This is a genomic window from Microbacterium sp. BH-3-3-3 (genome assembly GCF_007679045.1).
GTDB classification, from domain to species: domain Bacteria; phylum Actinomycetota; class Actinomycetes; order Actinomycetales; family Microbacteriaceae; genus Microbacterium; species Microbacterium algihabitans.
In genome coordinates, this window is the sequence record NZ_VEFS01000006.1 from 1 (window position 1) to 19,778 (window position 19,778).

A 19,778-nucleotide genomic window follows, 5' to 3' on the forward strand; every position below is an offset into this window, starting at 1 on the left:
TGGCTTCGACAGGCTCAGCCACCTGGCGTGACAGCCGGCCCCGGTGGCTTCGACAGGCTCAGCCACCTGGCGTGACCGCACGGCCCCGGTGGCTTCGACAGGCTCAGCCACCTGGCGTGACCGCACGGCCCCGGTGGCTTCGACAGGCTCAGCCACCTGGCGTGACGGCTGGCCCCGGTGGCTTCGACAGGCTCAGCCACCTCGCAAGCTCAGCCACCTCGCGTGGCCACCTCGCGACTCAGCCCAGCGGAGCCAGACGCCCGATCGCGGCGAGCGGGATCCCCACCCAATCCGGACGATTGCGCGTCTCGTAGATCGCCTCGTACACGGCCTTGTCGAGCTCGAACGCGGCGAGCAACGGGTCGTGGTCGTCGGGAGCGCGGCCCGCGGTCTCGGCGTATCCCTGCAAGAAAGCCTGCTGTGCGGCGATGACCCACGCGCGCACGGCGGCTCCGTCGTCGTCGGCCACGGCGCCCGAGACGTAGTCGAACGAGCGCAGCATGCCGGCGACGTCGCGCACGGCGACGTCGGGCGTGAGCCGCTCGTGGATCGGACGCAGCGGCTCGCCCTCGAAGTCGAGCAGCACCCAGCCGTTGCGCGGAGTGTCGAGCACCTGCCCGAGGTGCAGGTCGCCGTGCACGCGTTGCAGCTTCGGCCACACGGCCTCGGCGGCGACGGCGTACACCTCGCGGATGCGATCGGCGTACGGCTCCAGCTGCGGAACCTCGGCCAGCGCGATCGCGAGACGCCGCTCCCACGCTCCGACCACGGCGGCGCGGTCGGCCGCGTCGGGCTCGGCGGTCGGGAACTGCTCGGCCAACGCGACGTGCATGCCCGCGACGCTCGCGCCGAGGGCGTAGGCCCGCGCAGCGAAGTCCTCACCGGCGGCGGCGGCGTCGAGGGCAACGCGCCACGCGTCCTCGACGCCCTCGAAGAACTCCTGCGCGAACGCGAGCGATCCGCTGACGGACACGCCCTCGGGCGTGATCCACGATCCGCGCACCTCGCCAATCGCGGCCGGCACGAACGCGGCCCCGCCCGCCGCGAGAGCGGACTGCAGCTCGACGTCGGGGTTGATGCCCGGGTTCACCTGCCGGAACAGCTTGCAGATCACCGGAGCGCCCTCGTCGCCCTCGTCGGGCCGGAAGATCAGCGACGTGTTCGACTGCTCCCCGCTCAGTACGCGCGCGGTGACCTTCGTCGCGGGGCGCTGCTCGGCGGAGGCCAGCGCGATGCCGATGAAGCCGTTCTGCGCCTCACCCACTTCTCCGCCGACGGTGACCCACGAGTACAGCGCCGCGGTGAAGGCGTCGTCGGTCGTGGCATCCGCCCACACCTGACCCTCGGCGGCCGGGCCGATCAAACTGCCCGGGAGCACGGTTCCTTCGTCGCGCACGGCGACCGGAACCTGGTACACGATCGCGGGCTGCACGGCGTCGTCGCGCACGAGCAGCAGCCGCGCGTCGGCGTTGTCGAGGGGCCAGTCGGCCACGAGCGTGAGCTGTGGATCGCGCCCCTTCGTCCCATACCAGCGTTGACGCGGCATCCAGACGGCGAGCAGGTCGAGGAGGTCACCCATGTCGCGAGGCTAACGCGCCCGGCTCCGTGCCGCGCGGGACTTGCGCGACCCGCCGTGTCGATGACATGGGTCCGGATGCCGCGTCCTCTGCGTCTCGCGCGCTTCGGTTGCCGCAGATGGTCGCTCGTCCGTGGCCCCGGGGCCACGCTTGGCGCCCCGGGTCCACGGTCCACGCCCCGGTCTTCGCCGCGCGCTGGGCGGCGCGACCGCCGGGCGCCCGTGCGTGGCCCTGGGTCCACGTTCGACGCCCCGGGTCCACGTTTCACGCCCCGATCCTCGCCACGCGCTGATGCGACGCGACCGCGCGCCCAGGCGCGCGCCTACTCGGCCGAACTCAGCCCTCCGACGTCCCGCCCGCGCCCAACTCACCCTCGCCGTCGCGCCGCCGGCGCCCGGGCAGCATCCTGCGCGCGCCCGAGCCCACGGCATCCGCGATCGCATTCCCCGCGCGGCGCACACCGCCCGCAGCCGAGCGCTCGAGTCGCTCACTGCCGGGCCGCGGCTCGAGGTCGGCCGGAAGCTGCAGGGGAGGGGCCCCGAAGGCCCGCCGCGAGTTCACCAGCACGCGCCGGCCGAGGATGTTGTTGCCGGCGCCGCCGACCACCGCGCCCACGCCGAACGGCAGGGCCTTGCCAATGAACGACGCACCGCCGCGCGTGGCGAACGTGCGCACGAACGACGTCTTGAGGCGGTCGAGGAGGGGGCCGACCATGGCCCGCGGAAGCGTCTTCGTCACCATCTCGCCCCAGTAGCCCGAGCGTGAGACGCCGCGTCCCGACGCTTGCGCGGCGAGCTGCGACACGAGGTCGACGCCCTCTTTGCCGAGCATGAGCGCGAGCACGAGGGCGCGTCCGCGGTCGGGATCCGTCACCGCGAGTCCATGCACCTCCGCCACCGACTGGGCGAACAGTGCGGTCGCCTCGAGGAAGCCCACGGTCTCGACTCCGCTCAGCGCGAGCGTGACCCCGGTGCCGATCCCGGGCACGACAGCGGTCGCGCCGACCGCCGCACCCCCGGTGGTGACGGCCGCGAGATAGCGGCGCTCGAGGATCTTCAGGATCTCGTCGACAGTGGCATCCGGATGCCGCAGGCGGATACTCCGCAGATGCGCGAGCACCACGGGTCGCTGCACGGTCATGACGCGGTCGAGCAGTCGGATCGCACGCGGGTGCTCCTCCGACCCGACCGGCGGGATGCCGCCCTTCCAGGGCGCGTCGTCGGGCAGGGTGTGGATGCGGTGCACCTTCTCAGCCATGACGCCATCTTCTCGTCACCGCCCGAAAGTTCGGGGGGAGTTGACGGGCTCGGCGCATTCCTCGTCCGTTCGGACGAACCGCGCCTCAGACGAAGAGGTTCGCGCGCTCCAGGTCTTCGGCGAAGTCGACCTCGACCGCGTACAGGTCGCTGATGTCGAGCGGCTCGACGCGCACGCCGTCTTCGGCGATGGCGAGCTCGAGGCCGCGCTCGAAGTAGTCCTGGTCGTCGACGCGCTGCAGCTGACGCTGGAACGCCTTCTTGTCGCGCGACGAGATGTAGTTGATGCCCACGGCTTCGCCGACGCCGCCCACGACGACCTTCGACAGGTCGGCGATGAAGCCCTCGGCATCCACCGTGTACTTCACCTCTTCGTCGCTGACCTTGGCGGTGTCGACGGTGACGAACGAGCGGTCGTCGTCGATGAGGCTCGCGGCGCGCGTCAGCACGTGCGGGTCGAACACGACGTCGCCGTTCATCCACAGCACGCCGCCGCGCGAGCTCTTGGCGAGGGCGCGCAGCAGGCTCTTCGACGTGTTGGTCTGGTCGTAGCGGTCGTTGTAGACGTAGTCGACCGCGGGGAACGCGTCGACAATCGTCTCGGCGCGGTAGCCGACGACGGTGGTGATGCGCGCGGATGAGCCGAAGGCAGCACGAATGTTGTCGTGCTGCTGCTGCATGATGCTGCGGCCGTCGGCAAGGGGAGTGAGGGGTTTCGGCAGGCTGCGGCCGAGGCGCGAGCCCATGCCCGCGGCGAGGATCACGATCTGAACAGTCAAGGCTGGCTCCTGGGGGGATGAGTCGTCATGTCCGGTTCACCGGAATGTCACGCCTTCGTGTTCGATTCACGCTAGCGAAAAACCCTGATCCAGTGGCATGATTCGCGCCGACTGTTGTGGTTTCGTGATCCCGACCGATCTCTGCGCCTCGCGACCAGGCGTCGGGCGATGTCGGAGGGGGTTGGTAGTTTGGTGCGATGACAGCGTCGCTGCCGGAGCCTTACGAAACGTCCCCGTCCGACTCGGAGGGTACTGCGGCGAGCGTCGAACCTTCGGGTCCCGTCTCGCCGCCCACACCGCGCGCCCCGCGCAAGACGCCCGCGCGTCCGAAGGCCTCGTCGGCTGCGGCTTCTGCGGGGTCGAATGAGGGTCCGGATGCCGCGTCCCCCAGCGACCCGTCCGCCTCCGACTCGGCCGCGCCGGCCAAGCCCGCTGCGAAGCCTCGCGCTCCGCGTGCGCCTCGCACGACGGCCGCAGGAGCGACTCCGCGGACCACCGCTGCCCGCAAGCCGGCCGCTCCGCGCAAGCCCGCCGCGCGTACGGCGGCGTCGAACGCGACCACCGACAGCGACACGCCTCGCACGCCGGCCGCGAGCTCCGCCTCGACGGCGGCCAAGAAGCCCGCCGCGAAGCGTCCGGCCGCTAAGAAGCCCGCGACTCCTCGCACGACCGCTGCTGCCAAGGCCACCGCGGCGAAGAAGCTGGCCGAGGCTGAGGCCGCTGCGGCGACTCCGGTTTCACCCGGCCCGCCGCCGCCGCTGCCCGACGACCTTGTCGTGCCTCCGCGTCCGCCGCTGCCGGGTGCGGTGTCGGCGAGTGATTCGGCTGTTGGTGACGCGGAGCAGACGTCTGCGGTCGAGTCGGCGCCTGCTGTTGCTGACGCGACGCCGGCCGATGTGGCGGTTGAAGAGCCCGTGGTTGTCGCAGAGACGACACCGGCTGACGTTGCGGACGAGGAGCCCGTGGTCGCGGCGGACGAAACTCCTGCTGATGTCGCGGTCGAGGGGCCCGCGGTTGTCGCGGACGAGACTCCCGCTGATGTTGCGGTCGAAGAGCCCGCGGTTGCCGCGAACGACACTCCCGCTGATGTCGCCGCGGGAGAGCCCGCCGTCGCCGCGGACACGACGCCCGCCGACGTCCCCGCGGGAGAGCCTGCTGTCGCCGCCCCGATCGCGGTGGACCCGACCTCTGCTGGTATCGCGGCGGACGAGCCCGCCGCTGAGGCCGTCGCAGACCCGACCCCCGCTGATGTCGCCGTCGAAGAGCCGATCGTCGACCCGAGTCAGGCGGACGCGTCCGATGCCGTGGTCGTCGACGAGACCCCTGCGCAGCCCGTCGCCGACACGACCGTCGAAGACCCCGCGGCGGAGCCTGAGATCTTGGTCGCGACTCCGCTCGAGGATGAGACCGGCTCCTCGGTGGCCGAGCCTGTCGACGTCGCGGAGTCCGAAGACCCGACGCCCGCCGACGTCCGCGTCGACGAGGAGGCCCCGGCTTCGGACGAGGCCGCCGACGCCGAGTCGGTTCCGGCCGCGCAAGCAACGGACGACGCCGACTCCGCAATCACGACTGCGGTCCTCGCGGCCGCCGACGACGAGCCGACCGACGACACCCGCACGGCAGTGCTCGACGCTGCCGCCGCGCCCGAGCCTGCGGCTGCGGACGAGCCCGCCGACGACACCCGCACCGCACTGCTCGCACCTGCGTCCGTCGACGATTCCGCTGCAGAGCACACCGACGACGACCAGCGCGACAACGAGCGCGACGCAGACGACGCCCCCGTCGACCGCGACGACGCGACCGCCGTCCTGGCCGCCGCCACCGCGGAATCCGCCAACGACGATTCCGCCGTCGCCGTCACCGACACCGACGAGTCTGAGGTCGCGGCATCCGCCACCGATGACCCCGCTGTCGCGGTGATCGACGCTGACGACACCGTCGTCGCGGCATCCGCCACCACAGGCGCCGATCCCGAGACCGCCGTCCCGGCGCTCACCCTGCGGAACGTGTCGAAGTCGTTCGGCGAGCTCAAGGCCGTCGACGCGATCGACCTGACGGTTCCGGCCGGCTCGTTCTACGGCCTGGTCGGCCCCAACGGCGCTGGCAAGACCACGACCCTGTCGATCATCGCGGGCCTGCTGCGACCCGATGGGGGAGCGGTCAGCATCAACGGCGTCGACGCGACCAAGCGCTCGCGCGAGGCGAAGAAGCTCATCGGCGTGCTGCCCGACCGGCTGCGCACCTTCGACCGCCTCACCGGGCGCCAGCTTCTTTCGTACTACGGCGCTCTGCGCGGCCTCCCGGCCCCGCTCGTCGAGAGCCGCACCGCCGATCTCGCGCGCGCGTTCGACCTCGTCGATGCGCTCGCCCGCCCGGTGTCGGACTACTCCGCGGGTATGACCAAGAAGGTCATGCTGGCCGGTGCGATGATCCACTCTCCGCGCCTCCTCGTGCTCGACGAGCCCTTCGAGGCCGTCGACCCCGTGTCGAGCGGCGTGATTCTCGACATCCTCGGCGCCTACGTCGAGCACGGCGGAACCGTGATCCTCTCGAGCCACGGCATGGAACTCGTCGAGCGCGTCTGCTCGCGCGTCGCCGTGATCGTGTCGGGCCAGGTGCTCGCCGAAGGAACCGTCGACGAGGTCCGCGGCGAAGGCACCCTCGAACAGCGCTTTCGCGAGCTTTCCGGCGGACTCGGCGACGTGGAGGGCCTCGAGTGGTTGCACACGTTCTCCGCCTGAGACTGGCGATGATGCTGGGCGCCCTCCGGGGCGACCGGCGCGACGTCATCCGCCGCATCATCGGCGTCGTCGTCCTGGTCGCCGCAACCGTGATCGCCGCGCGCAGCGCGTCGGGCATGGCGGATGCCGACACCCTCACGGTCGCTGTCGTCACGGTGTTGGCCGGTTCCGCGGTGACCCTCGGTTTCGCGGTCGGTCCGCCCGTCACGGCATCCGTCGACCCTCTCGATCCGAGGCGCTTCGCCGTCGTCGGCCCTGAGCCGCGTCCTCTGGCCGGGGCCCTGCTGCTGGCCGGTTTTCTCAGCGTGCCCGTGCTCGTCGTGCTCGTGCTCGGCATCAGCCTCGCGATCTCGTGGGGCGCGCACGGCGCCAACGCCCTCGCGAGCATCGTCTCGGTCGTGCTGGGCCTTGCGACCTGTGTGCTGTTCGCGCGCGTCAGCATGGCCCTCGGGGCGCTCGTGCAGCGGCCACGCCAGTCGCGCGAGCTGATGGGTGTGTACCTCGTCGCGATCCTCGTCGTCGTCGTGCCGGTCGGGGTGTTCCTCGGCTCGCTCGAATGGCGCGGAGCCGTGCCGTCGCAGCTGGCCTCGGCCGCCGAGATCCTCGCCTGGACGCCTATCGGCGCCGCATGGGGCATCGCCCTCGCGCCCTCCGCCGGAGCCGCCGTCGGCAGCCTCGTCGTCGCCGTGCTCACCGTCGCGCTGCTCACACTCGCCTGGTTCACCCTCGTCGACGTCTTGCTCACCACCACGCGACGACCGGTCGCCGTGCGTGAGCGCGGAGGCCTCGGCTGGTTCGCCCTGCTCCCCGGAACCCCCGGAGGAGCCGTCGCCGCCCGCAGCCTCTCGTACTGGCTGCGCGATCGCCGCTACCTCGTCAACCTCGTCATCGTGCCCATCGCCGCCGTCGTGTCGATGGTGCCGCTGCTGGTCGCCGGTGTGCCGTTCGAGCTCGCCGTGCTGCTGCCCGTGCCGATCATGGCGCTGTTCTTCGGATGGCTCCCGCACAACGACCTCGCCTACGACTCCACCGCCCTGTGGATGCACATCGCCAGCGGCATGCGCGGAGCTCCCGACCGCATCGGGCGTCTCGTGCCGGTGTTGCTGATCAGCATCCCGGTGCTGGCCGTCACGCTGCCGCTCGCGATCGTCGCGCACGGCCGTTGGGCGGTGTTCCCAGCCATGGTCGGCGTGTGCGCCGCGCTCTTCCTCGCGGGCCTCGGCCTCTCGAGCACTTCGTCGGTGCTCGCGCCCTACGCCGTGTCGCGACCGGGCGACAGCCCGTTCCAGCAGCCGCAGCGCACAGGATCCGGCGGGGTCATGGCGCAGGGCCTCGTCATGGCCGGAGCGATCGTCACCGCGGTTCCTGCGGGGTGGCTCACCTGGCAGGCGATCGAGGGCAAAACCATCGACTCGATGTTCGCGCTGTGGATCGGCGTCGGGGCCGGCGCCTTCGTGCTAATCGTGGGCATCGCCATCGGAGCGCTGCTGTTCGAACGCCGTGGAACCCGGCTCATGGAGTTCGCCGAAGCCACCTGAGCGGGAAGCCGACAGAGCCGTCGGCGCTCTCCGCGGCTACACTGGCTGACCATGAGCACGCCTCTCGACAAGCCGGACAGCGGGGGTCTCGCTACCCTCGATCGTGAGCTCGAGGAGCTCATCCGTGAAGAGAACATCGAGCCCGGCGATCATGAGCGCTTCTCGCACTACGTGAAGAAGGACAAGATCCTCGAGTCGGCTCTGTCCGGCAAGCCGGTGCGCGCCCTCTGCGGCAAGAAGTGGACCCCGGGTCGCGACCCCGAGAAGTTCCCCGTCTGCCCCCAGTGCAAAGAGATCTACGAGTCCCTCATCAACTGAGGGCCCCTCGCGCGAGCGGTGGCTGAGCCTGTCGAAGCCCCCGCCCTCACCCGCACGCGCGGCGGGCCGTCGGTCGCGGTCGCTTCGACAGGCTCAGCGACCTCGATTGAGCGACACCCATGAGCGGTGGCTGAGCTTGTCGAAGCCTCCGCCCACACCCGCGCCTGCGGTGGCTGAGCTTGTCGAAGCCCCCGCCCGAGCCTGCACGCACGGCGGGCCGCCGGTCACGGCCGCTTCGACAGGCTCAGCGACCTCTGTTGCTCCGAAGCCCCCGCCCTCACCCGCACGGGCGGCGGGCCGCCGGTCACGGCCGCTTCGACAGGCTCAGCGACCTCGGTTGCTCCGAAGCCCCCGCGCAGCGCGCGTCACTCCGCGTCGCGGTACTCCGTCGGCAGGGCCGGGTCGGCCTTGCTGAGCGCGAGCGCGCGGATCGGCAGTTCCTCACGCACGCGCGAGTGATGGGTCCGCGCAGCTTGCACGCCCTCGCGGCCGACGAACGCGGCATCGGCTTCGCCGTCCTGCATGAGCGTCGTCTGCAGCGCCCGGGCGTCTGGGTGCTCCGACGCCGTCGACAGTTCTTCGAAGCCGTCGCTGACGATGATCAACTCCGAGGTCGCGGTGCCGCCGTCGAGCGTGCGGAACGCGGCCTTGCGTCCGCCGTGCGAGGCCTTCTCGGCCGAGGCCTTGGCGACGCCGACCCATGAGCCGTCGGCCGCCTCGCGGGCCACGAGCTTGAAAACGAGCCCCGCGGTCGGCACGCCCGATCCGGTCGCGACCGACGTCCCGACGCCGTACGAGTCGACGGGGGATGCCGCGAGAGCGGCCAGCGCGTACTCGTCGAGGTCGCTGGTCACGGTGATGCGCGTCGAGGTGGCGCCGAGCTCGTCGAGCAGCGCCCGCACCTCGCCCGCGACGATCGGCAGGTCGCCGGAGTCGATGCGCACCGCGCCCAGCTCGGTTCCCGCAACGCGCACGGCGGTACGCACGCCCTCGGCGATGTCGTACGTGTCGATCAGCAGGGTCGTGCCGGCGCCGAGCGCCTCGATCTGCGAGCGGAACGCGTCTTCTTCGGTGTCGTGCAGCAGCGTCCACGCGTGCGCTGCGGTGCCCATGGTCGGGACTCCCCAGCGGCGTCCGGCCTCGAGGTTGCTGGTGGCCGAGAATCCGGCGATGTACGCGGCCCGCGCGGCGGCGACCGCGGCCTCTTCGCTCGCGCGGCGGGAGCCCATCTCGGCGAGCGGGCGGTCGCCCGCGGCGACGCTCATGCGCGCGGCCGCGGTGGCGACGGCGGAGTCGTAATTCAGGATGCTGAGCGCCAGCGTCTCGAGCAGAACCGCCTCGGCGAAGGTGCCCTCGACCGTCAGCAGGGGAGAGCCGGGGAAGTAGATCTCGCCCTCGCGGTATCCCGTGACCGACCCGGTGAAGCGGTAATCGGCGAGGAAGTCGATGGTCGTGGCATCCACCACCCGCTCGTCACGCAGGAACCGCAGCTCATCGTCGCCGAACCGGAAGTCGCGGATCGCCTCGAGCAACCGCCCCGTGCCGGCGACGACGCCGAACCGGCGCCCGCCCGACAGCCGGCGGCCGAACACCTCGAACACGCATCGGCGCGAGGCCGTGCCGTCGCGGAGCGCCGCGTCGAGCATCGTGAGTTCGTACCGGTCGGTGTGCAGGGCGGTGCTGCGGCTCATTCGGTCAGCCTATTGCGGCCCGTCGTCGGGCGCCGGGTCAACCGCGGCCCCTTGACGGGCCGATACCCGGCGACACAACGCAGGAGATTCAGCGGAAGGGACCGGACGATCCGCGGTGGTGGGCTGGCGCCGCGCGGGATCTCCTGCGTTGTGTTCGCGGCGGGGCTGCCGGGGCGCGCTGTTGCCCCACCCCGCACCCACCGCCCGCCCCACCCCCGCCCGATAGGCTGGGTGCCTATGAACGACGCGCCGATCGGGATCTTCGACTCAGGAGTCGGCGGCCTCACCGTCGCCCGCGCGGTCTCGCAGCAGCTGCCGCGCGAGTCGATCCTCTACATCGGCGACACCGCGCGTTCGCCCTACGGCCCGAAGCCCATCGCCGACGTCCGCAAGTACTCGCTCGAGGTGCTCGACACCCTCGTCGAGCAGGGCGTGAAGATGCTCGTGATCGCCTGCAACACGGCATCCGCCGCCATGCTCCGCGATGCCCGCGAGCGCTACGACGTACCCGTGGTCGAGGTCATCGGACCCGCCGTCCGCACCGCCATGTCGACCACCCGCAACGGCCGCATCGGCGTGATCGGCACGGTCGGCACCATCGGATCCCGCGCCTACCAAGACATGCTCGAGGTCAACGAGCGCCTCACGGTGTTCGCCGAGGCGTGCCCGCGCTTCGTCGAGTTCGTCGAGGCCGGAGTCACCGACTCGCCCGAGGTGCTCGCGACCGCCGAGCAGTACCTCGCTCCGCTCCGCCACGCCGGCGTCGACACGCTCGTGCTCGGGTGCACGCACTATCCGTTCCTCGAGGGCGCCATCAGCTACGTGATGGGCCCCGACGTGAGCCTCGTCTCGAGCGACAGTGAAACCGCGAAAGACGTGTTCCGGCAGCTCGTGTCGCGCGATCTTCTCGCGAGTCCGGATGCCGTGCCCACCGCCCGCTACGAAGCCACGGGCTCATCGGCCGACGACTTCGTGCGCTTGGCCCATCGCTTGATGGGGCGTGAGGTGCGCGAGGTGCAGCTCGTGCAGACCGGCGCCATCGACCTGCCGCGCTGAGCCGCGGCATCCGCTACCCGTTCCTTCAGGAGGACCCCATGACCCGCAAAGACGGCCGGACCAACGACCAGCTGCGCCCCGTGACCATCGAGCGGGGCTGGTCGGCGCACGCCGAGGGCTCGGCTCTCGTCACGTTCGGCGGCACCAAGGTGCTGTGCACCGCCTCGTTCACGAACGGCGTGCCGCGCTGGCTGACGGGCAAGGGCAAGGGCTGGGTCACCGCCGAGTACGCGATGCTGCCGCGCGCGACGAACAGCCGCAACGACCGCGAGTCGATCAAGGGCAAGGTCGGCGGCCGCACGCACGAGATCTCGCGCCTGATCGGTCGCGCGCTGCGCGCCGTCGTCGACACCAAGGCGCTGGGCGAGAACACCATCGTGATCGACTGCGACGTGCTGCAGGCCGACGGCGGTACGCGTACCGCGGCGATCACGGGTGCGTATGTGGCCTTGGCGGATGCCATCTCCTGGGGCCGCGAGAAGAAGTTCATCGGTCAACGTGCCGAGGTGCTGCGCGACTCGGTCGCCGCGGTGTCGGTGGGCATCATCGACGGAGAGCCGATGCTCGACCTCGCCTACGTTGAGGACGTGCGGGCCGAGACCGACATGAACGTCGTCGTCACCGGCCGCGGTCTTTTCGTCGAGGTCCAGGGCACCGCCGAGGGCGCTCCCTTCGACAAGCGCGAGCTCGACCAGCTGCTCGAGCTGGGTGTGAACGGCTGCGCCGAGCTGCGCGGCATCCAGACCTCGGTGCTCGAGGGCTGAGATGGCGCGCATCGTTCTGGCGACGCACAACCCGCACAAGGTCGAAGAGTTCCAGGCGATCGTCGCCGAGGTGCGCCCCGACCTCGAGGTGATCGCGTACGACGGTCCGGAGCCGGTCGAAGACGGCGTGACCTTCGCCGCCAATGCCCTGATCAAGGCCCACGCGGCCGCTGCTCATACGGGTCTGCCGGCGCTGGCCGACGACTCCGGTGTGGCTGTGGACGTGCTGGGCGGCTCGCCGGGCGTCTTTTCGGCGTACTGGGCCGGACACAAGAAGAACGCGACGGCAAACCTCGAGCTGCTGCTCGACCAGCTGTCGGACGTCGCCGACCCCCACCGCACGGCGCAGTTCGTGTCGGTGATCGCGCTGGTTCGCCCGGACGGTGGGGAGCAGACGGTCGAGGGCCGTTGGCCGGGGCGTCTGGCGACGGCGCCGGCCGGGCCGGGTGGCTTCGGTTACGACCCGATCTTCATCCCCGACGGCCAGGCCGCGGGGGAGGAGCGCACCGTGGGGGAGTGGACGGCCGCGGAGAAGAACGCGGAGTCGCATCGTTCGCGGGCGTTCCGGGAATTGGCGCCGCTGCTCGAGACGCTCTGAGTTGACCGCGCCCATTTCATCTCAGGGAAATGAGGCACCACCTGGCTGCCGAGGAGAGCAGAGATAGCTCAAGGCAGTGATGATGGCAGTGTCCCCAACGATCTGTGCGGTCTCGAACATGCTTGCTTGCACCCCCGAAAGGGTAAGGACCCTCCGCTGACGCACATCCCGTCGGCGAAGGGTCCCGTGGCTCACGCCACCGAAAGCGCTACACGCACCCCGTCAACGCGAGGGGCAGGGTCGTATTTCCGGACGCATCACGATCGGCCTGGCCCGCAACAGAAATGCCGGTACCGACCACCGAGCCACCCGCGGTAATCAGCTTGTTGTCCGGGGTGAGGAACAGGTCGTCCCAAACGGGCTTCGAACCGTTCGGAATGTTGGGGACCGAAACCCAGGCGCCGTTACGTAGCATCGCCGCGACTCCGTTAGTCCCAACGAGCGGGAGGGTGGTGTTTCCCGAGGCGTCGCGGTCTCCTTGCCCTGCCGAACCAATGCCGGTGCCGACGACGGAGCCGCCTGCGGTGATGAGCCGGTTGTCAGAGGTGAGGTACAGGTCGTTCCAGATGGGCTTGGATCCGTTTGGGATGTTCGGGACTGACACCCAGGCTCCGTTTCGCAGCATTGCTGCGACTCCGTTCGTTCCGACGAGCGGGAGGGTGGTGTTCCCCGAGGCATCCCGGTATCCCTGGCCTGCCGAACCAATGCCGGCGCCGACGACGGAGCCGCCTGCGGTGATGAGCCGGTTGTCAGAGGTGAGGTACAGGTCGTTCCAGATGGGCTTGGATCCGTTTGGGATGTTCGGGACTGACACCCAGGCTCCGTTTCGCAGCATTGCTGCGACACCGTTCGTTCCGACGAGCGGGAGCGTGGTGTTTCCCGAAGTGTCTCTGTCGGCTTGACCCGCGAAGGCGATCCCAGTGCCCACCTGCGAGCCCCATGCGGTCACCAGGTCGCCATAGTAGGTGAGGAACAGATCGTTCCACACGGGTTTCGACCCGCTCGGAACTGCCGGAAGGGAGACCCATGCGCCGTTGCGAAGCAGCGCCGCGACGCCGTTCGTTCCGACCAGCGGGAGGCTCGTGTTGCCCGAGGTGTCGCGATCAGCTTGCCCCGCGCTGCCTAGGGCGCTTCCAACCTCTGACCCGCCCGCGGTGATGAGCTTGTCGTCCGCGGTGAGGAAAAGGTCGTTCCATACAGGCCTCGACCCGTTCGGGACGTTGGGAATCGCAACCCAAGCACCGTTTCGCAGCAGTGCGGCGACACCGTTAGTTCCGACCAGCGGCAGAGTTGTGTTCCCCGACGTGTCCCGGTCTGCTTGTCCCGCCGAGGCCAATCCGGTGCCCACAGTGGAGCCGCCCGCTGTGACCAGCTTATTGTCCGAGGTGAGGTAGAGGTCATTCCAGATGGGCTTCGAGCCATTGGGCACATTGGGAATGGAAACCCATGCCCCATTTCGCAGCATCGCCGCGACACCGTTCGTTCCGACAAGGGGAAGAGTGGTGTTCCCGGACGTGTCTCGGTCGGCCTGACCCGCGTACCCGACTCCCGTGCCCACGACGGAGCCGCCCGCGGTGATGAGTTTGTTGTCGGAAGTGAGGAACAGGTCGTTCCAGATGGGGGTCGATCCGTTCGGGATGTTCGGCACCGACACCCAGGCGCCGTTTCGCAGTAGGGCAGCGACACCGTTCGTCCCGACCAGCGGGAGGGTCGTGTTTCCGGACGTGTCCCGATACCCCTGGCCCGCTGAAGCAATGCCCGTGCCCACCTGCGAGCCACCCGCCGTCACCAAGCGGTTGTCGCCGGTGAGGTACAGGTCGTTCCAGATCGGCTTTGCGCCGGTGGGTACTCCGGGGATGAAGGCCCAGGCACCGTTGTGTAGCGATGCCACGCCGTTACGTGCGGTCGCCGACAAGTTGGCGCTCGCGCCGCTCGCGCCGGCACTTGCGGCGAGGATTGCCACGTTTCCGCCGATCGAAGGGACGGAAATGTCAGGCAGCGTGAGCCACCCATTCGTGCCGGTAACACCGGTAGATGTCGTTCCTCCGGTCGAGAACGTGTAGCTGCCGGCCAGCGTGGTCGTCACGGCCACGTTCGCCTTTGGGGTTCCGTTTTCCATTGCACGCAGCTGCACTCCGGAGATAGTCGAGCAGGCTGCGCCGGTGTATGACGAGTTTGCGAACGAAAGGACGGGGCCGGATGCGGCGAAGGCCGGTGTTCCGGCGGTTATCGCGATCGCGGGTACCGCGAAGGCGGCGCCGGCGAGGACGGTGCGTCGCGCGATCGGTTTCGCGGTGAGGGGTTCAGATGAGTCGGTCACGAGGGCGATCCTTTCGATCAACGTGCTGCGGTGGCCGAAGTCGGCGCGGCGGGAGCTGGAACGGCAGCGGTACTCCTCCGCACTTTGACCGGCCTCCTGCGCGAACACAGCAAAAGCACCACCTTCCCCGACGGGTGAAGGTGGTGCTTTCCTGGTCAGAGGGAGAATCGGGACAGTACGCGCGCAAGGGAGACGCTCGGAAGATCACCCCTCAAGTCACCTACGTGCGCGGCATCCGCGCTCCATTTGTAACCGTGGGGCAGGAACTCTCGGCGAGACGCCGACGCGCTGGTTTTACTGCAACCAACGACTCCAGTGCGACGGATCGGGATCGCCCGTCACCGCGTGCATGGCCTCTGCCAGGCGGAGGGCGCCGGAAAGATCGATGCGAACGTGAAGGTCGCGCAGTTCTTCGGTCGTGATCTCGATCCACTCGCCGGAGGGAGACTTGGTCCGCACCGTCGTGAGCGTCACCGGCTGCGCGACCCCACCGAGGTCGAGCACGGCGCCGAGCTCCACAGGGTCGCTGTAGTGAGCTCCGGTCCACCACGGGTCTCGATGGATCGTGCACCAGGCAGGGCAGTTCGGCGAGGTTGTCATGCCCGCGAATGTATCCAGTTTGCGAAATGTGCCGCGCGAGTTCTCCACAGGTGCCCATACGTCGCGAGGAGCGCACCAGCGCGTGCGATGGGCGCACGGCGTGAAGGGCAACGGACACGGAACGTACTCCTCAGGTTGGGGCGGATGCATCGACAGGAGTAACTGTGACATGCACATGTAAAAGTGTTTTAGTGAGGGTCGCCTATGTCACTCGCTGAAGGGTGCAACTGGCGCGTAATTCCGGGCTTTTCGGCCAACAGTCGTCCGGTGGTTCGCGTCGGTAATCACCCCGAATCTCACCCTGGAGCGAGAGCGACACCCGTTCTCATTCCCGACTTGCCCGAATCGACGTGGCCGGGCTGACACCGCACCTAGCCTGGAGCTATGCACGATCACGCGCCGGGCGGCGGCATCCGGGATGCCAGTAATAGGCGCCTGCTCGCCATCGCCCTCGGATTGACCACCGTGGTGATGGTCGTGCAGATCGTCGGCGCGATCGTGTCGGGCTCTCTCGCCCTGCTCGCCGACGCGGCGCACATGTTCACCGACGCCGCAGCGCTCGTCGTCGCCCTCATCGCAACCGCGATCGCTGCGCGGCCCGCCGACGATCGCCGCACGTTCGGATACCAGCGCGCCGAGGTGCTCGGCGCTCTCGCCAACGGGATCATCCTGATCCTGCTGTGCGCGTGGGTCGGCATCGAGGCGGTGCAGCGCCTGCTGTCGCCCGCCGAGGCCGAGGTGCAGGGCGGACTGATGCTCGTCGTCGCGATCGCCGGCCTCGTCGCGAATGCGGTGTCGATGTTCCTGCTGTCGCGGGCACAGAAACGCAGCATCAACGTGCGCGGCGCGTACCTCGAGGTGCTCGGCGACCTGATCGGCTCGGCCGCGGTGATCGTCGCGGCCATTGTGATCGTGACGACGGGATTCACGCAGGCGGATGCCATAGCCTCGCTGTTCATCGCGGTGCTCATCGTGCCGCGGGCAATCGGGCTGCTGCGCGAGGTCGTCGTCGTGCTGACGGAGTCGGCGCCGGTGGGGGTGCACGTCGCGGAGATCCGCGAGCACCTGCGAGAGGCCAACGGTGTGGTCGACGTGCACGACGTGCACGTGTGGCAGCTCACGCGCGGCGCGCCAGTGTTCAGCGCACACGTCATCGTGGAAGACGCGGCTCTCACCGACGGCCGTGCGGCCGCGATCCTGGCGTCGCTGCAGACGTGCCTCACGGATCACTTTGACGTCGAGCACTCGACGTTTCAGCTGGAGCCGGCGGGGCATGTGGAGCACGACTCGCGTCACGCGTGACGTCCGAGCCCAGGTTCCAAGCGGCAACGAAGAGGGCGCGGACTGCATTGCTGCAGTCCGCGCCCTCCTTGGATCCACCCGCCTCAGCAGCTGGTTTTCTTGATCGCCAACGGCAGGAACGTGTGTCCGTCGGTGTTCAGGTAGATCTGACCGCACGAGTGCACGTTGTCGGCCTCGACGCTGCCCGTGTTGCCCTGGATCAGTTGACCGTTGGGCGCGAGGAACGACGATCCCGCGACGGGGACGGACCCTGACGGGATTCCCTGACAGGCTGTCTCGGCGCCGTTATCGAGGTACGTGAAGCTACCGTCCTGCTTCTTCAACGGGAGATACGAGTGGTCGTTGCGCCAGCGGAAGATGCGGCCCACCGAGTCCACGTTGGAAGCAAGCACGGCGCCCGTGACGCCATCGATCAGCCGACCGTCGGTCGCGAGGAACCACGTGTAGGCAATCGGTCGTGAGCCTGCTGGCACACCCAACGCGGGGTTCTCGGTGCCGTCCTGCCGGTAGGCGAACGTACCGTCCAGCTTCTTCAGGGGGAGGTAAGTCTTGCCGTCGGTTCCGAGATAGATCTCACCGCACGACGCGACGTTCGTCGCTTCGACGATGCCGGTGTTCCCCTGAATCAGTCGCCCATCGGTCGAAAGGAACGAGGACCCGGCGACGGGAACGGAACCCGATGGCACCCCTGTGCACGCGGTTTCAGATCCGTTCTCGAGAAAGGTGAAGGTGCCGTCCGTCTTGCGCAGTGGGAGGTAGGAATGGTTGTTCGTCCAACGGAAGATGAGGCCCCACGTGTCAACGCTCGAGGCCAAGACTGATCCGCTTACGCCGTCGATGAGTCGGCCGTCAGGCGCCACGAACCACGAGAAGGTGACGGGTGCAGAGTTGACCGGGGTTCCCGAGGCATTTGTCTGCGTGTTGTCGTCGCGATACGCCGGGGTTGTTTCGGCGATGCCGAGCGGCATCTGCCAGTGGCCGTTCCAGTCGTAGTAAAGAACCTGTCCTGTCGTGCTGACCGCGGTTGCATAGACCGTGTTGCTGTTCGCACTGTCGATGAGCCGACCGTCGGGTGCAAGGAAAACGCCACCTACGACGGGGGTGGACCCGGAGGGTATGCCGGTGACAGCGGATTCGGCGCCATCCTTGATGACGGTGAAGCTGCCGTCGGACTTCTTCAGAGGCCAGCGCCAGTGAGACCCGTCCCACAGCATGCGGCCGAAGCTTTCGACGTTCGTCGTGAGGACGGATCCGTCGTCGCCGGCGACGAGTCTGCCGTCGGGTGCGAGGAAGTAGGCGTCCGCCGCGGGAGTCGAGCCGGAAGGGACGCCGGTGGTCGCGTACTCGGCTTGCAACTTGAAGATCCGGAAGCTGCCGTCAGTCTTCTTGATGGGCAGCCGCGCGTCGTTGTGGGCGTTCTGCGGCTGATTGCCCCAGGTCGACATCTGTCCCCACGAGGCGACGTTCGTGGCCTGCGCGACGCCGTTGCCACCGTAGACGATGCTGCCGTCGGAGGTGAGGAAGTACTCCGCGACGATCGGGGTGGAACCAGAAGGAACGCTGGGGTAGGTGCGCTCCTGCCATGACGGGTACGAGGCGCGACCGCTGACGAGGGAGCCGGTCGATCCATCGGTTTTCAAAAGGGGGACTACCCAGTTGTCGTCGTCGCGGTACATCTGGCCGAAAGTAGCGACACCTGACGTCAGTACGGTGTTGTTGTTCGCGGCATCCAGAACTCGGCCATCCGGGGCGAGGTAGCAACCGGCGAACGCCGGTAGGGAACCCGTGGGGATGTTGCTCGCGGTTTGCGCAGCACCGTTCTGTAGGTACTTCGCAACGGTCGCGTCCGTGCCGCGCAGAGTCGTCGACGAGCCGGATGTGCCCGATGCCGACGCTGAGGCCGTTCCGGTGCCGCCGGTTGCGGGCACGGTGATGCCGGGCAGCGTGAGCGAGCCGTCGGAGCCGGTGACGCTGGTGGATGTCGTGCCACCGTTCGAGAAGACGAAGCCACCGGACAGCGAGATGGTGACGGAAACGCCTGCCTGGCCGGTGCCGTTGTCCGACGCCGTCACCTTGATTCCGTTGATGGTCGAGCAGCCCGGGCCGGTGTAGGACGACTTCGCGAACGAGAGGGTGGTGCCGGATGCCGCGAATGCGGGGGACGCAGTCGTGAGGGCGATGGCGGGGACGGACCAGGCGGCGCCGGCCAGGACCGTTCGGCGCGCGATGGGGGTCTGGGCGACCGGTGCGAGCGGTTCGGGAGTGGTTGAGGTCGTCACGGAAGTGTTGTCCCTTCGGGGCAGGTATACGTGTGGTCCACTGTGGCGTGGCCGCGGGGAACCATATGGCACGTATTCGTATCGCCCGGGGGTGAAGTCGCCGCAAACCGCGTCATTCCGGGGCGGTCGCGACATGCAGGCGGGTGAAGTCGGGAGGCAGATCACCCCGGCGCTCACCTGCACCTCGCGGACCCGATCTCCGCTAGCCTGCGGACAGGTACCCACACCCCCGGAGGTTCCCATGTTTTCGTCGACCGTTATGGGCCATTGGCTCCCCGCCGCTGCAGGCGATCTCGCCGAAGGCGAGGGAGTGGTCGTCATCGACCCGGAACTCCCCGAGAACCGGTCGGTCTCGGTTCTGGAGGTTGAAGACGGACCAACTGTCGTGCGTCTCTCGCCGGACCGCGCCGCGCACCTCGGACACGCGCACGGCGAACGCATCGCGGCGGACGAGGCGACGGAGCGGATCACGGCGGCCGGCATCGCCCTGAACAATCCCGACCACCTGTTCTACCTGCCGGTCGAAGAGCATGCGTCGGTGCTGGCCGAATCGGCTGATGAACACACGCGCCGCCTCAGCGAAGAGGACGCCGATACGTTCGCTGCTCTCGCCGCCGCGGCGCCCGAGAACGACCTCGACGAGGCGTTCGTCGAACTCGACCACTGGCTCGTGTTCGGCACGTTCGTCGAGGGGCGACTTGCCGCCGCGGCGAGTATGTTCCCCTGGCGGGGCACGCGTCTCGCCGACCTGGGGGTCATCACGCTTCCCGAGTTCCGCGGGCGCGGTCTCGCCCGGGCGACGGTGCTGGCCATGGCGGCCGAGGCGCTCGAGCAGGGCTACGAGCCGCAGTACCGGTGCCAGCTCGACAATGCGCCGTCGGTTGCCCTGGCCCTGGCATCCGGGTTCCGCCGCTTCGGCGGGTGGACCGTCATCGACGACTGACGTGGCCGACTTCGCG

16 protein-coding genes are annotated in these 19,778 nt (G+C 69.0%); 8 read left to right on the plus strand and 8 right to left on the minus strand.

Annotated elements, in window-relative coordinates:
• Window positions 1–238: 238 nt before the first annotated feature.
• From FS769_RS14765 to FS769_RS17130, 4 genes are all read right to left on the minus strand, one after another.
• Window positions 239–1,579, minus strand: a complete 1,341-nt coding sequence (locus FS769_RS14765; protein WP_144834732.1) for a maltokinase N-terminal cap-like domain-containing protein — start codon at window positions 1,577–1,579, stop codon at window positions 239–241.
• Between the two features lie 334 nt (window positions 1,580–1,913).
• Window positions 1,914–2,834: a hypothetical protein gene (locus FS769_RS14770; protein ID WP_144834734.1), complete on the minus strand. Its 921-nt coding sequence runs from the start codon at window positions 2,832–2,834 to the stop codon at window positions 1,914–1,916.
• 85 nt (window positions 2,835–2,919) lie between these two features.
• On the minus strand, window positions 2,920–3,612 hold the full coding sequence (locus FS769_RS14775; RefSeq protein ID WP_144834736.1) for an NTP transferase domain-containing protein: 693 nt from the start codon (window positions 3,610–3,612) through the stop codon (window positions 2,920–2,922).
• Window positions 3,613–3,832: 220 nt separating this feature from the next.
• Entirely contained in the window at window positions 3,833–4,300 is a 468-nt protein-coding gene (locus FS769_RS17130; RefSeq protein WP_144834738.1) for a hypothetical protein, read from the minus strand.
• 274 nt (window positions 4,301–4,574) lie between these two features.
• Here FS769_RS17130 and FS769_RS16990 point away from each other — a divergent pair, with 274 nt between their 5' ends.
• Genes FS769_RS16990 through FS769_RS14795 form a run of 3 tightly spaced genes read left to right on the plus strand, consistent with a single transcriptional unit; the run spans window position 4,575 to window position 8,209 of the window.
• A complete protein-coding gene (locus FS769_RS16990) occupies window positions 4,575–6,353 on the plus strand; it encodes an ATP-binding cassette domain-containing protein (RefSeq protein ID WP_260979780.1) in 1,779 nt (592 codons plus the stop codon).
• An 11-nt stretch (window positions 6,354–6,364) separates the two neighbouring features.
• A complete protein-coding gene (locus FS769_RS14790) occupies window positions 6,365–7,891 on the plus strand; it encodes a hypothetical protein (protein ID WP_260979781.1) in 1,527 nt (508 codons plus the stop codon).
• Window positions 7,892–7,942: 51 nt separating this feature from the next.
• Window positions 7,943–8,209: a DUF3039 domain-containing protein gene (locus tag FS769_RS14795; RefSeq protein ID WP_144834742.1), complete on the plus strand. Its 267-nt coding sequence runs from the start codon at window positions 7,943–7,945 to the stop codon at window positions 8,207–8,209.
• Between the two features lie 365 nt (window positions 8,210–8,574).
• Here the strand turns inward: FS769_RS14795 and FS769_RS14800 are convergent, their stop codons facing one another.
• Window positions 8,575–9,900, minus strand: a complete 1,326-nt coding sequence (locus FS769_RS14800; RefSeq protein WP_144834744.1) for a nicotinate phosphoribosyltransferase — start codon at window positions 9,898–9,900, stop codon at window positions 8,575–8,577.
• A 237-nt stretch (window positions 9,901–10,137) separates the two neighbouring features.
• On the opposite strand from FS769_RS14800, the gene murI reads away from it, so the two are divergent.
• Genes murI through rdgB form a run of 3 tightly spaced genes read left to right on the plus strand, consistent with a single transcriptional unit; the run spans window position 10,138 to window position 12,318 of the window.
• Window positions 10,138–10,956 carry a glutamate racemase gene (murI, locus tag FS769_RS14805; RefSeq protein WP_144834746.1) on the plus strand — a complete coding sequence of 273 codons (819 nt, stop codon included), beginning with the start codon at window positions 10,138–10,140 and terminating at the stop codon, window positions 10,954–10,956.
• 38 nt (window positions 10,957–10,994) lie between these two features.
• On the plus strand, window positions 10,995–11,720 hold the full coding sequence (gene rph, locus FS769_RS14810) for a ribonuclease PH (protein ID WP_144834747.1): 726 nt from the start codon (window positions 10,995–10,997) through the stop codon (window positions 11,718–11,720).
• 1 nt (window position 11,721) lies between these two features.
• Window positions 11,722–12,318, plus strand: a complete 597-nt coding sequence (gene rdgB, locus FS769_RS14815; RefSeq protein ID WP_144834749.1) for an RdgB/HAM1 family non-canonical purine NTP pyrophosphatase — start codon at window positions 11,722–11,724, stop codon at window positions 12,316–12,318.
• Between the two features lie 208 nt (window positions 12,319–12,526).
• On the opposite strand, the gene FS769_RS14820 is transcribed toward rdgB, so the two are convergent.
• Window positions 12,527–14,638: a hypothetical protein gene (locus tag FS769_RS14820; RefSeq protein WP_144834751.1), complete on the minus strand. Its 2,112-nt coding sequence runs from the start codon at window positions 14,636–14,638 to the stop codon at window positions 12,527–12,529.
• Window positions 14,639–14,932: 294 nt separating this feature from the next.
• Window positions 14,933–15,238: a hypothetical protein gene (locus FS769_RS14825; protein WP_144834753.1), complete on the minus strand. Its 306-nt coding sequence runs from the start codon at window positions 15,236–15,238 to the stop codon at window positions 14,933–14,935.
• 384 nt (window positions 15,239–15,622) lie between these two features.
• Here FS769_RS14825 and FS769_RS14830 point away from each other — a divergent pair, with 384 nt between their 5' ends.
• Window positions 15,623–16,540 carry a cation diffusion facilitator family transporter gene (locus tag FS769_RS14830; RefSeq protein WP_144834755.1) on the plus strand — a complete coding sequence of 306 codons (918 nt, stop codon included), beginning with the start codon at window positions 15,623–15,625 and terminating at the stop codon, window positions 16,538–16,540.
• 83 nt (window positions 16,541–16,623) lie between these two features.
• On the opposite strand, the gene FS769_RS14835 is transcribed toward FS769_RS14830, so the two are convergent.
• Window positions 16,624–18,819: a hypothetical protein gene (locus FS769_RS14835; protein ID WP_186325574.1), complete on the minus strand. Its 2,196-nt coding sequence runs from the start codon at window positions 18,817–18,819 to the stop codon at window positions 16,624–16,626.
• Between the two features lie 241 nt (window positions 18,820–19,060).
• Between FS769_RS14835 and FS769_RS16895 the strand changes: the two genes are divergently transcribed.
• Window positions 19,061–19,762, plus strand: coding sequence for a GNAT family N-acetyltransferase (locus tag FS769_RS16895; RefSeq protein ID WP_186325575.1), 702 nt, complete (start codon window positions 19,061–19,063; stop codon window positions 19,760–19,762).
• Window positions 19,763–19,778 lie beyond the last annotated feature (16 nt).

What these genes read in the sequence shown, in the direction of transcription:
- murI (WP_144834746.1), top strand. Translation starts at nt 10,138, where the DNA reads ATGAACGACGCGCCGATCGGGATCTTCGACTCAGGAGTCGGCGGCCTC.
- FS769_RS14825 (WP_144834753.1), bottom strand. Translation starts at nt 15,238, where the DNA reads ATGACAACCTCGCCGAACTGCCCTGCCTGGTGCACGATCCATCGAGAC.
- rph (WP_144834747.1), top strand. Translation starts at nt 10,995, where the DNA reads ATGACCCGCAAAGACGGCCGGACCAACGACCAGCTGCGCCCCGTGACC.
- FS769_RS14765 (WP_144834732.1), bottom strand. Translation starts at nt 1,579, where the DNA reads ATGGGTGACCTCCTCGACCTGCTCGCCGTCTGGATGCCGCGTCAACGC.
- FS769_RS14790 (WP_260979781.1), top strand. Translation starts at nt 6,365, where the DNA reads ATGCTGGGCGCCCTCCGGGGCGACCGGCGCGACGTCATCCGCCGCATC.
- FS769_RS14830 (WP_144834755.1), top strand. Translation starts at nt 15,623, where the DNA reads ATGCACGATCACGCGCCGGGCGGCGGCATCCGGGATGCCAGTAATAGG.
- FS769_RS14795 (WP_144834742.1), top strand. Translation starts at nt 7,943, where the DNA reads ATGAGCACGCCTCTCGACAAGCCGGACAGCGGGGGTCTCGCTACCCTC.
- rdgB (WP_144834749.1), top strand. Translation starts at nt 11,722, where the DNA reads ATGGCGCGCATCGTTCTGGCGACGCACAACCCGCACAAGGTCGAAGAG.
- FS769_RS14800 (WP_144834744.1), bottom strand. Translation starts at nt 9,900, where the DNA reads ATGAGCCGCAGCACCGCCCTGCACACCGACCGGTACGAACTCACGATG.
- FS769_RS14770 (WP_144834734.1), bottom strand. Translation starts at nt 2,834, where the DNA reads ATGGCTGAGAAGGTGCACCGCATCCACACCCTGCCCGACGACGCGCCC.
- FS769_RS16895 (WP_186325575.1), top strand. Translation starts at nt 19,061, where the DNA reads ATGTTTTCGTCGACCGTTATGGGCCATTGGCTCCCCGCCGCTGCAGGC.